Annotated in this window: 11 protein-coding genes; 7 read left to right on the plus strand and 4 right to left on the minus strand. The window is 40.1% G+C overall.

Going from position 1 to position 11,829, the window contains the following annotated elements; translation table 11 throughout:
• Positions 1 to 330 precede the first annotated feature (330 nt).
• Both V7K55_RS02165 and V7K55_RS02170 read left to right on the plus strand, forming a co-directional pair.
• A complete protein-coding gene (locus V7K55_RS02165; protein WP_334827715.1) occupies positions 331 to 2,424 on the plus strand; it encodes a hydantoinase/oxoprolinase family protein in 2,094 nt (697 codons plus the stop codon).
• A gap of 77 nt (positions 2,425 to 2,501) precedes the next feature.
• Positions 2,502 to 2,828 (plus strand): hypothetical protein, encoded by a 327-nt coding sequence (locus V7K55_RS02170; protein WP_334827717.1) that lies wholly within the window; start codon positions 2,502 to 2,504, stop codon positions 2,826 to 2,828.
• A 30-nt stretch (positions 2,829 to 2,858) separates the two neighbouring features.
• On the opposite strand, the gene V7K55_RS02175 is transcribed toward V7K55_RS02170, so the two are convergent.
• A complete protein-coding gene (locus V7K55_RS02175; RefSeq protein WP_334827719.1) occupies positions 2,859 to 3,314 on the minus strand; it encodes a hypothetical protein in 456 nt (151 codons plus the stop codon).
• Between the two features lie 166 nt (positions 3,315 to 3,480).
• On the opposite strand from V7K55_RS02175, the gene V7K55_RS02180 reads away from it, so the two are divergent.
• Complete coding sequence (locus tag V7K55_RS02180; RefSeq protein ID WP_334827721.1) at positions 3,481 to 5,037, plus strand: hydantoinase B/oxoprolinase family protein; 1,557 nt, start codon at positions 3,481 to 3,483, stop codon at positions 5,035 to 5,037.
• A 160-nt stretch (positions 5,038 to 5,197) separates the two neighbouring features.
• Here V7K55_RS02180 and V7K55_RS02185 read toward each other — a convergent pair whose 3' ends face one another.
• Entirely contained in the window at positions 5,198 to 5,395 is a 198-nt protein-coding gene (locus tag V7K55_RS02185; protein WP_334827723.1) for a hypothetical protein, read from the minus strand.
• A 216-nt stretch (positions 5,396 to 5,611) separates the two neighbouring features.
• On the opposite strand from V7K55_RS02185, the gene V7K55_RS02190 reads away from it, so the two are divergent.
• The gene (locus V7K55_RS02190) at positions 5,612 to 7,132 is read left to right on the plus strand and encodes an aminotransferase-like domain-containing protein (protein WP_334827725.1); all 1,521 of its coding nucleotides are present in this window, start codon (positions 5,612 to 5,614) and stop codon (positions 7,130 to 7,132) included.
• Positions 7,133 to 7,299: 167 nt separating this feature from the next.
• Positions 7,300 to 7,899, plus strand: coding sequence for a DUF1003 domain-containing protein (locus V7K55_RS02195; RefSeq protein ID WP_334827727.1), 600 nt, complete (start codon positions 7,300 to 7,302; stop codon positions 7,897 to 7,899).
• A gap of 666 nt (positions 7,900 to 8,565) precedes the next feature.
• Here the strand turns inward: V7K55_RS02195 and V7K55_RS02200 are convergent.
• Positions 8,566 to 10,779, minus strand: coding sequence for a glycoside hydrolase family 10 protein (locus V7K55_RS02200; protein WP_334827729.1), 2,214 nt, complete (start codon positions 10,777 to 10,779; stop codon positions 8,566 to 8,568).
• A 225-nt stretch (positions 10,780 to 11,004) separates the two neighbouring features.
• Between V7K55_RS02200 and V7K55_RS02205 the strand changes: the two genes are divergently transcribed.
• Complete coding sequence (locus tag V7K55_RS02205; RefSeq protein WP_334827731.1) at positions 11,005 to 11,196, plus strand: hypothetical protein; 192 nt, start codon at positions 11,005 to 11,007, stop codon at positions 11,194 to 11,196.
• Positions 11,165 to 11,413 (plus strand): DUF3592 domain-containing protein, encoded by a 249-nt coding sequence (locus V7K55_RS27430; protein ID WP_442949056.1) that lies wholly within the window; start codon positions 11,165 to 11,167, stop codon positions 11,411 to 11,413. The genes V7K55_RS02205 and V7K55_RS27430 overlap by 32 nt, the downstream gene beginning before the upstream one ends.
• Before the next feature lie 43 nt (positions 11,414 to 11,456).
• On the opposite strand, the gene V7K55_RS02210 is transcribed toward V7K55_RS27430, so the two are convergent.
• Entirely contained in the window at positions 11,457 to 11,723 is a 267-nt protein-coding gene (locus V7K55_RS02210) for a Precorrin-3B methylase (RefSeq protein WP_334827733.1), read from the minus strand.
• Positions 11,724 to 11,829: the final 106 nt, after the last annotated feature.

Genomic DNA, 11,829 nt, shown 5'->3' on the forward strand with positions numbered 1-11,829 from the left:
CCTGCTCCCCTGCTCCCCTCTGCCCCCCTGCACAAGCGCAGGCTTTGAGAGATGTGGTGAGAAATCCGGGTAGTGCAGGTGCAAAACAAACGCCGTGAATTTATGTGGATTCATCCTCAATTTGTAGATGAGTATTAATTTTGGGGATAAACTTTTTTGATATCGATTTCGGCAGTAACTACGCTTTAATCATCTGTGCATTTGATACGAAAACCAAGTTTTCCATAACCTTTTTGTATGGCATAATTGTCATGAAATTAAAAATATAGTATAGCAAGCAGAAAGGTTGAAATTGGGCTAATTTTTCATGACTATACAGGAAACAGAATCATGTTGAAAGTTTTTGCTGATAGAGGTGGTACATTCACAGATATTGTTGCCGTTACTAATAATCAGGTAATTGTAGACAGACTCTCAAGAAATCCTGAACGTTTTTTAATTGTTTCTCTGCCTAATCAGCAATGGATCGTAGTTTATAAACTGCTTTCAGAAAATCCCGAACAATATCAAGATGCAGCTATTCAAGGTATCCGAGATATTATAGGTTTTTCCGGTAACGAACCCATTCCTACTGAAGCAATAGAAGTTATAAAAATGGGGACAACAGTAGCAACAAATGCACTCTTAGAACGCAAAGGAGACAGAGTTGTTCTTATCATCACCAAAGGGTTTAAAGATGCGCTGCGAATTGGCTACCAAAACCGTCCTAACATCTTTGCCCGTCAGATAATTTTAGCAACTATGCTTTATGAACAGGTAATTGAGATTGACGAACGTTATGATGCTCATGGAAATAAATTAATCTCTGTAGATGTTAAACAAGTAAAAAAGGAATTACAAGCAGTTTACAACACAGGAATTCGGAGTTGTGCTATTGTTTTTATGCACAGCGATCGCTATCCAAATCACGAACAAATAATATCCCAAATCGCGCAAGAAATCGGCTTTACACAAATATCTGTATCTCATCAAGTTAGTCCTTTAATGAAATTAGTCAGCCGAGGAGATACAACAGTAGTTGATGCTTATTTAACTCCGATTCTCCGCCGCTATGTCAACCAGATAGCGAGTCAGTTACCTGGAGTAAAATTAATGTTTATGAAATCTGACGGGGGTTTAGTAGCAGCCCAACAATTTCAAGGCAAAGATAGTATTTTAAGTGGCCCGGCTGGCGGTATTGTCGGCGCAGTTCAAACTAGTAAAAGAGCAGGTTTTGAATCAGTTATCACCTTTGATATGGGAGGAACAAGTACAGATGTCGCCCACTTTAAAGGAGAATACGAACGACAACTAGATTCGGAAATTGCTGGGGCGCGGATGCGAGTTCCGGTATTAGCAATTAATACCATTGCTGCTGGAGGCGGCTCAATTCTCTTTTTTGATGGTTCTAGTTATCGTGTCGGGCCTAAATCTGCTGGTTCTAATCCTGGGCCTGCTTGTTATCGACGTGGTGGCCCATTAACGGTTACTGATGCCAATGTAATGTTAGGCAAAATTCACCCACAATATTTTCCATCGGTTTTTGGAATTGATGGCAATTTACCTTTAGATAAAGATACTGTCATTCAGCAATTTACCCAATTAGCCCAAGATATTCAAGCCGCGACATTCAATAATTGTACTCCCGAACAGGTAGCGGCTGGATTTATTGCGATCGCAGTAGAAAATATGGCGAACGCAATTAAAAAAATCAGTCTGCAACGAGGTTATGATGTCAGCCAATATGTACTTTGTTGTTTTGGCGGCGCAGGTGGACAAGTTGCTTGTTTGATTGCCGATACCTTGGGCATAAAAAAAATATTTCTTCACCCTTATGCTGGCGTTCTCTCAGCTTATGGAATGGGATTAGCTGATGTCAGGGCGATTAGAGAAGGAGGAGTAGAGCAGCCTTTAACTCAAGCATTAATTCCTAAATTACACAAGTTAATGGAATATTTAGAAACTCAAGCTAGAAATGAAATAGATGAATTGCCTAGTCAAATAGAAATAGTCCGAAAAGTTAACTTAAAATATGAAGGAACTAACTCTACTTTAAGCGTTAATTTCGCCGATAACGTAGTATTAATGCAACAAGATTTTGAGCTTAAGCATCAATCACTTTATAGTTTCATTCAATTAGAGAAAACTTTAGTTGTGGAATCAGCCTCAGTAGAAGTAATTCAGAAAATGGATACTCCTGAAGAACCTTTAATTATTCGGACTCGCCCTTTAGATGAAGCTCCTACATCTGTTGATAAGGTAAGGATATATAGCACTGATAGATGGCATAATACCCCTGTTTATCGACGGGAAGACTTACAACCAGAAGATAGCATTAATGGCCCTGCGATCGTTGTCGAAAAAATTAGCACTATCGTAGTTGAACCTAACTGGCAAGCAAGATTAAATGTACACAATCATCTAATGTTACAGCGTAAATATTGATAAATTTATCAGAATTCGCCTGTATGTGGAGGATAATCAATATCAGTTACCTTGTAGTAAAGCTAAATAGAAGTTAAATGTCACCTTACGTTTATCCGGTTATTAAAACCGCAGAAATAGAAACTACATTCTCAGAATTAGCAGAACAATGGCGGCGTGAGACAGGAATGTTCTCTGTTGCTTCAAAAATATCAATGCATCCCGCTTATCAAAGAATAATCGGGATGGGACAACCTGTTGTTCCTTTAATTATGCGTGAACTTGAGCGCGAACCAGACCATTGGTTTTGGGTCTTAAGTGCAATTACTGGAGCAAACCCTATCGAAGCCGAACAGCGTGGTAGACTTCAGCAAATGGCTGTAGCTTGGATAGAATGGGGGAAAGCAAATGGATATAGATGGTAAGTTGGATGTAACGAATGTCATACAGTATTTTCAAAACAAGTTAAGCGTAGTACGAACACGATTTTGAAAATTATCAAGACCACCGTTACTGTCCCAATGTTTATTAAAGCTGGGTAGAGTATTCAACTCCATTACATCACCACCCTGATAATGTAGAACTTCTTTGTAACCAAATAGTTCATCTGCTTTAGCAAAAATAGGTGGATTTTCCCATGAAATCACCCAAAGAATTTCAACAATTCGATAAATGTTAAAATCCCCTTGCCAATCATCATCTTCTGACTTGTAGTCTAAAACTTTTACCAAGTGAGTAACGTAGCTTCTTTGCCTCAACAGAATTAAATCATTCTTTTGAGGTTTATTGGCATTAATTTTATTGTCTTTCCAGTTTAGCTTAAAAAGATAGTGAATTGGAAACTCTGAGTAAGCCCATAACTCGTCTTGAGATGTTACACTTTTAGTCCAGTTTAAATTCTTTAAATCCATAATGGCTATATTCTCGATGAACAGTAAGTCCTTCTTGTATATTGTTCCCAAATTTAGATATATAGCTCACTTAAATCTGTAAAAATATATTTGACTAAAAAATATAAAAATATGTAATTTCGTATTTTTATTACAAATTTGCATTTTTTATAAAAAGGAGTCAAGAATGCACATCAAATCTCAACCCGATCCCATCCGCTTAGAAATATTCAAAAATCTCTATCAATTTATCGCCGAACAAATGGGAATTGTGTTACAAAACACAGCAACATCTGTAAATATCAAAGAAAGACTGGATTTTTCCTGTGCTATTTTTGACTCATCAGGATTATTAGTAGCAAATGCCCCTCATATTCCTGTACATTTAGGCTCAATGAGTGAAAGTGTTCGCAGTTTAATTAAGGATAAAGGCGACACCCTAAAACCAGGAAATGTCTATCTATCTAATAACCCCTATAACGGCGGAACTCACCTTCCTGATGTCACTGCAATTACTCCTGTTTTTCTAGAGAATTGTGAAAATACTTCATTCCCCACTCCCCTATTTTTTGTCGCTTCTCGCGGACACCAAGCAGATATCGGTGGAATTACTCCCGGTTCAATGCCTCCCCACAGTACCACAGTAGAAGAAGAAGGAATTCTTTTTGATAATTTTCTCTTAGTTGAAGAAGGAAATTTCCGAGAAACCTCAGTCAGACAGCATCTTTCAAATCATACTTATCCTGCCCGTAACCCTGACCAAAATATCGCTGATTTTAAGGCACAAATTGCCGCAAATGAACGGGGAGGACAAGAACTTTATAAAATGGTTTCACAATACGGAATTGAGACTGTTCAAGCATATATGAACTTTGTACAAGCTAATGCTGAGGAGTCGGTGAAAAAGGCTATCAATCTTCTCAAAGATGGCTCATTTGTTTATGAAATGGATAATGGAGCGACAATTAAAGTAAAAGTTACAATTCATCAAGAAAGCCGCAGTGCTACCATTGATTTTACTGGAACTTCTGAGCAACTAAATAGTAATTTTAATGCTCCTAAAGCTGTGACTCAAGCCGCAGTCTTATATGTTTTTCGGACTTTGGTTGATGATAATATTCCACTTAATGCAGGCTGTCTTAACCCTCTAGAAATTATCATACCAGTCGGCTGTATGCTGAATCCAACTTATCCAGCAGCAGTAGTGGCCGGTAATGTAGAAACTTCTCAAACCATTGTTGATGCTTTATATGGCGCTTTGGGTGTCATGGCTGCTTCTCAAGGAACGATGAATAATTTTACTTTTGGGAATGAGCAATATCAATATTATGAAACTATCTGCGGTGGCTCTGGTGCAGGAATCGATTTTGATGGAACTGATGGTGTTCATTCTCACATGACTAACTCCCGTTTGACCGATCCAGAAGTTTTAGAAACTCGTTATCCTATACTTTTAGAAAGCTTTAGTCTTCGTCCCGATAGCGGTGGTAAAGGAAAATATTCTGGTGGTAATGGAGTTGTCCGCCGCATCCGTTTTTTAGAACCTATGACAGCTAATATTCTCTCTGGACATCGGGTTATCCCTCCCTTTGGATTAAATGGTGGGAAAGCCGGAATTGTTGGACGCAACTGGATACAACGTCAGAATGGAATTGAAGAGAATTTAGACAGCACAGCAACAGTAGAAATGAAATCTGGGGATATTTTTGTCATAGAAACTCCTGGAGGAGGAGGCTTTGGATAATTCGTAATTCGTAATTAGAGGGCTTAGGTAAAATATCTCTCAAGCTCTCATTTCTCTGTGTTCTCTGCGCCTCTGCGGTTCGTTATTCTATAACTCGCGCGCACGTCCTAAATTACTGTTACATAAGTAGGGGTTTTAGACGTTTAAAACAGGTGGATTTTTATCTGTAATAACACTTGTTAATCCAAATTCGTATTTCTTCTTCAGAACCAAAACACGCAGAGCGCCCTGTGATTGGATCGTAGGCGTGCCAACAAGAAATGTTACCACGCCAGTCTGATTCCTGCCATACTTGGAGGTCAGAGCCACTTGCTATCCAGATGGTAAAATGTTGCCAATATTTCCGTAAATTTAACATAGTAAAAGTACCTAATGAATAGTGGACTATTACTTTTACTTTCACGTAATAATTGGCAACTGAGAAGGTACAGTTTTGGCAGATTTGATCTAGTACAGTTAAGCCACATTTCAACTGGTATAGTCAAAAAACTCTCAACTGTACTAGGTAAAGTTGGTAGAAATAGTTTATATTGCCAGTATTGATGATTATTTAGTCATTGACGAGTGCGCCAAAATGAACATTTTATTAGAACGACATTCATCAAAACCGATTTATTTGCAGATCCGTGATCGCATCAGTCGTCTGATTAAATCTGGCGCACTCAAAAGTGGCGATCGCCTCCCTTCTATCCGCTCTCTGGCAGAGAGTTTACAAGTTAACAAACTCACGATTATTGAAGCATATAACGTTTTAGAAGCAGATGGGATTGTTTCTGCTCGTCAAGGTTCAGGATATTTTGTCAACAGCGTTTCTGTTAAGAGTACCAACTTAGAATCTAAGTTTGCTCCAGCCCAAAATGTCATAATTACAAAACCAGAAAAGTGTTCTTTTTATGATATGTACACTCCACTGGTGCAAGCACAAACACAGCCAGGAATAATTAATTTTGGCTACGGTTATCCTCGTCCACCCAAAGATATTAACCTTATTGCTAGACGAGCGCTAAGACAAGATGATGCTGATATTTTCTTTCCCCACGAGATGCCTCAAGGACAACTAACTCTGTGTAGGCAAATTGCTCAAATGTTAGTACATCAAGGATTAGAGGTTTTTCCAGAGGATTTAATTATTATTAATGGCTCTCAGCAAGGGTTGTCATTAGCTATGAGTTATTATATCCAACCTGGTGATTGGGTGATTGTGGAAGCTCCTACCTATTATGGTGCAATTTCTATTTTAGAAAACTTAGGAGCCAAGATTATTGGCATTCCCATGACTGCCGAGGGAATGAATTTAGATTTATTAGAGCAATATCTCCACAGCCACCGCCCGAAATTAATTTATACGATTAGTACTTTTCACAATCCGACTGGATTGACGACGACACAAAATCATCGTCAACAGTTATTAGCATTAGCTGAAAAATATGAGTGTCCTATTTTGGAAGATAATGCTTATGAAGGAATAAATTTTGATGCAGTGCCAGCACCCATTAAAGCTTTAGATAAAAATAATTTGGTAACTTATTTAAGTACCTTTTCTAAAACTTTAATGCCTGGTTTACGAGTTGGCTATATGGTAGTTACAGGTAAGCATTATCAAGCAATTATTGAGCGGAAGTTACTCCACGACTTGCACACATCCAGTATTTCGCAAACAATAGTTAGCGAATATCTCGCTTCAGGACATTACCGCCGTCACCTCAGCCGACTCCGCACGGATAATTTGCAAAGTCGTAATACTATGTTGCAAGCTTTGGAGCGTTATTTTCCTGAAGAAATCCGGTGGACAGTTCCCACGGGAGGATTGTTTCTCTGGGTACAGTTACCAGATGATATTCCGATTGGGACAATTCGTAAGGAAGCTTTTGCACAAAATGTATACTTGGCGTGCGGTTCGGCGTTTTTCCCCGATAAGCAGGGTTATCCAGCGATGCGTCTAACTTTCTGTCTCCCGCCAGAGGAGATTGAGCAAGGTATTTCGATTGTGGGTAAGTTACTGAAAAAGTATATTTCTAGCGGATGCGTAGATACAGAGCGGCTTGTTGCCAAACATCGCATATCTCATTACCAACCACTTGTTCACAGTTCGTAGGTTAACACAGATTTCCTAATCTACTTCGCGCTGAACGAGCTTTTTCTGCATACATCGAGATGAGAAGATGAAACTTGAATATTAATGCGATCGCAAACGGTTCGGATAAGATCCCCGCGCCTTTGGCAATTTTTTCAAGGTGCTATTAACAACAGGACATCAAAATTATGCAGCAAGGCGGTATGAATAAAGAGGAAAAACAATACTTAGACTATGAAGACAATAATCCAGCACTGTCTAAAATCATAGAACGAAACATTCGTACTATCATCCGTCTTCGGCTTCAGGCTGCTAACAAAAGAAACTTGCAAGACCGCATTGCGGATGCAATTACCTCCTTTTCAGGACATATAGTTTTTGTTTATGTACATATAGTCTGGTTTGGAGCTTGGATTATTTTAAATACGGGAAGAATTGGCGTGCATCCGTTCGATCCATTTCCCTACGGACTATTGACAATGGTAGTATCGCTGGAAGCAATTTTTCTGTCAACATTTGTGTTAATTAGTCAAAACCGCCTCAGTGAAGAAAGTGAGTATCGTACCAACTTAAATTTACAAATTGCATTACTGACAGAGCATGAAGTCACACGAGTATTGCAAATGCTTGATGCTATTCAAGACAAAATGGAGATTAACAATGATGAAGACAGTGAGCTTGCTGACTTAGAAATGGAAACGAAGCCCGAAGATGTATTAACTGAAATTGAGCGGCTTCAGCAGCTAGCACTTAAGAGAAAAAAGCCGAACAAACGTAACCACAGATAATATCGTATTCGGTTAAAGACTTGTAATTTTACCCTGTGCTGTATTCCACTTCACTTTATCGCCTTTTTTTAATTCTTCAGCCACGAGGTTTTTTCTGGGTTATTTTATACCTGAGATTCACCTCTTTAAAATGATATATCGGATGTATGAAGCTTTTAGCCTCATGTTTGACGGACTATCTATCGCGTTCTCTTCTTCAAGAAAAGTTGAATTTGCTCTTTAATTTATATGGCTCAGAATTTTCGTGAATTGGTCTAATATCATGCCCGTCAAATTACTATATGATATGTCATTGCGAGTGCAACGTTCGCAATGACAATTTTCTAACCGGACATGATTATAAGCTCGACTTTATCCTATTCCACAACGACAGTATAATGTATAAATGTTAACCGATGCTTCTGAATGTTGATCCATTTAACTTGTGATGACCAAAGAGGCAGGGGAGCAGGGAGCAGGGAGTAAGGGAGAAAGATACTGGAGTTCCCCTGCCACAAGGGTTTCAAGCCCCTAAATTTATTTATGCTCAAAGTAAAAACATTTATTTCGAGACGCGAAGCGCGAGAAATAATACGTCCTTGTTCCAAGCCCCTAAATTTATTTATGGGGTTCTCCCCTCTGCCCCCCGCCCCCTGCCCCTTGTCCTCTTCGCTGACGGATTAAATTTTACCGATGACTGCGAAAACCCTGTCTTCCATTAACTTGGTCAAAGAGGACATCGTATTTATCAAAAAAGGCAATTCCAGTATTTACAAATATAGGCAGTTCTGACTGTGGCGAGATATTCAGATTCCAGCGATTAAATCCATCACGGGTTCCTGGTTTCAAACTGTAATCAAAGATGCCATTAATTCCTACTTTCACAGCATTTGCTGAACCTAATACTCCTGGTTTAAGTTTTCCTGCTGTAGAAGCTGACTTGAATTCAATCAAACTATTAATAGTGCTGGTATCAGCGATCGCTGTGGCATTACAATTATTTTTAGCAGAACTCCCAGCAATAGTTAAACAAACTTTGCCTAGCCAAGAGTCCCACCTATTACCGGGTACACCATTAATTTCAGGTTGTTGACTCCAAGAAGCCATTTTGAAACCTGCTTGATTTTCAGCAGTTAAACCGAGAATTAGGCTTCCATTGTTATTACTACCACCATTTCCAACCACTATAAATCCGTTACTCAAATTGCCTGGTAATTTTCTCAACGGGTTATAGGGAAGTGATTTTTCAAAATAGTTGACACCAACAATACCAGAAAATGGCATACCGTTATTTGCGGAACATTTTGGTTTTTGAGCAGTACATTGGCGACTAGTAACAATCTGTATGGGAAGAGGTTCTGCGGCGGGAAGCAAATTAAATCGGACATTAGTATAAACTAATTCTCCTTCCAGAATAGTACCATCACTTAATACCTCCTTGATATTTTGACCTGTACTTTGGATCGGAGCATTACCCAAAAACTCTTTGGGAACTCGCAGCCCTGCTGACCCGGTATCTAATAAGAGCCGTTTTGGTTGACCACCTGCGATCGCTACTTCCAAAAAATAGCCGCGAACACGTTGACCAAGAGAAGGTTTTGGATACAAAGGTAAGCTGATGGTGTTAAAAGTTGGCTTGCGGGGTGTATTTTGAGAGATATCGCGCGACGCTGAATTGGGAAAAAGAACCGCAAATGCTGACTGGCGTTGCGCTGCTGGTTCAGGCGCGATATCCCAAAGGCTTTCGTAGTAAAAAAAGCCGATACCTAAACCGCGTTGTTGCAGTGCTTCTACCTGGGATTGGATTCGTGCTATGGAAACTGGGCGATTTCGTAACCCTGCCATAATACCGATACCAGTTGGAATGATTTGTTGAGTTTCTAAAATTTCTGGGCGGGTAATTTGAGCAATAAAACTTGCTAAATCATCACGGTATACCTGCATAACTAACTCATCAACAATACCCAACCTTACCCAGTTCAGCCAGTCTTGTAGTTGCAGTTTGTAAGCAAAATCATAGTAATTGGGAGAAACTGAGAAGATAGCATTCGGTTTTCGGGCTTTCACAGTTTGCTGGAGGTCTACCATGAATGCAGTGATTTTATCTGCCCGCCATTTTTTCCATGCTTGGGCTTGGGGATTGGGTGGAGGAGGATTGCCAGTTTCTTGAGTATATAGACTAACCGTGTATTTATCGTAACCAAACTCTACGGGTAAACTCGTATGGTCATCAAATTGCACCCCATCAGCATCGTATTGAGTAATAACTTCCATAACGAGTTCTCTGATAAACTTTTGCACTTCGGGGTGGAAGGGATTCAACCACGCTACTTCCCCCGCAGCACTAATTGAGGTTTGAGTTCCATCCCCTTTTTGTGTCAGCCAATCTGGATGCTGGGATGCAAGTTCCGAAGTCAGAGGAACCATGAAACCAAATTCAAACCAGGGTATCGCTAGTAGACCTTTTCTGTGGGCTTGGCTGATAATATCTGCAATCACATCTTGCCCATCTGTTCCCTTGAAGAAGAAGGGAATACCCATTTTTTGCATGATGGCACTGGGGTATTGTGTGTAACCATCATTCCAGACTACGGGATACACAGTATTAAAGTTTAACTGCCGTAGTTGGCTCATGGCTGCAAGCACCTGTGAGCGATTTCTGAAAACGCTAAAGTCGTTACCACTCAACCACACCCCCCGAATTTCCTGACGAGGTTGAGCGGGTAGTTGGGCAATGGCAGGGGCAAAGCTGTTGAGTAGCAATACTGCAACAAATGATATCAGACATAATAATGGCAGCAGACGCTTCCTTAAAAGCCACCAATTTCGATCAATCAAAGGCAATGAGTTGTTTGGAGTTCCATTGATTTCTCTACTTTTTTCCCAAAACTGAGTTGTCATTACTTCTGCTTACTAAATGAGGTTAATTGGTTATATTTCATTCCATATAAATGTTAAATTGTTACACCAGAAAAACTGATGCAGTAATTTAGCTGCAAGATAGCTGACGCAGTTATAAGGTTAGTAGTGCCAAATAGCAATGTTTCAAATGTAAGCTGTAGTTAGGCTATCTGAGACAATCCTAGATATTGTGATGAAATTTATTGTTGTACCATCGTCAAACTCATGAATTTCAAAGCTCACCAAAACACTTTTGATGACAAATTAAGCGCAGGAATTGGTTTGACCATTGGACTATTATTGTTTATTGCGGGTGGTTTTTGGGTACGTAACATAGTTATACGCGAAGGTAGGTGCAACGCTAAACGAAACACGGGGCCCGGTGGTGGACAGCATCAGTCGTCGCGATCGCAGTAGTACGAATAATGAGGAAAAAGAAACCTATTATGCGCCAGTTATTGAGTTTCTAGTCAACGGCAAACGTACTCGCTTTACAGTTAATTATGAGTCCTACTGCTCCAGCAACGGCCATCAGGTGGTGGTACGTTACGACCCTAAACAACCGATAAACACTGCGCATGTGGTCAATCCACTTGAGGGATGTTTGGTAGGGTGGGCTAGCTGTGGTTTTTAGCCTGGGTGCGCTGTTGCCTGTAGGCTGGTCTTCTGGTGAGTGACTATTTTGATTTTCGTGCTGACTTTGGTAGCGTTCGGTGTGCGCCAAAGTATTTCTCACTGCGGTAACGTAACCACACCCGCAACACTTGCGGAATCCGATCTTTTTGTTCCTTGGTCAGGGTATTGTAAAGGGCTAAGGCGCGATCGCGTTCACCCCGACAAGCAGCGTTGTTATGAGCATCCCAATAGCTACGCGCTACTCGAATCCGCCGACAGACTTCTTTAATTAACGCTTCTCCGGTAAGTGGAATATCTTGTTTCGTCATACATCAAAAAAATTGGCGGGAATTCCATCCTTATATAGCGGTTCTCGTTTATGTGAGGTACACCCGTAGGGGCACGGCACTGCCGTGCCCCTACACCTGGTGATGT

The sequence above is a fragment of the Nostoc sp. genome (assembly GCF_036919895.1).
Classification (GTDB): domain Bacteria; phylum Cyanobacteriota; class Cyanobacteriia; order Cyanobacteriales; family Nostocaceae; genus Nostoc.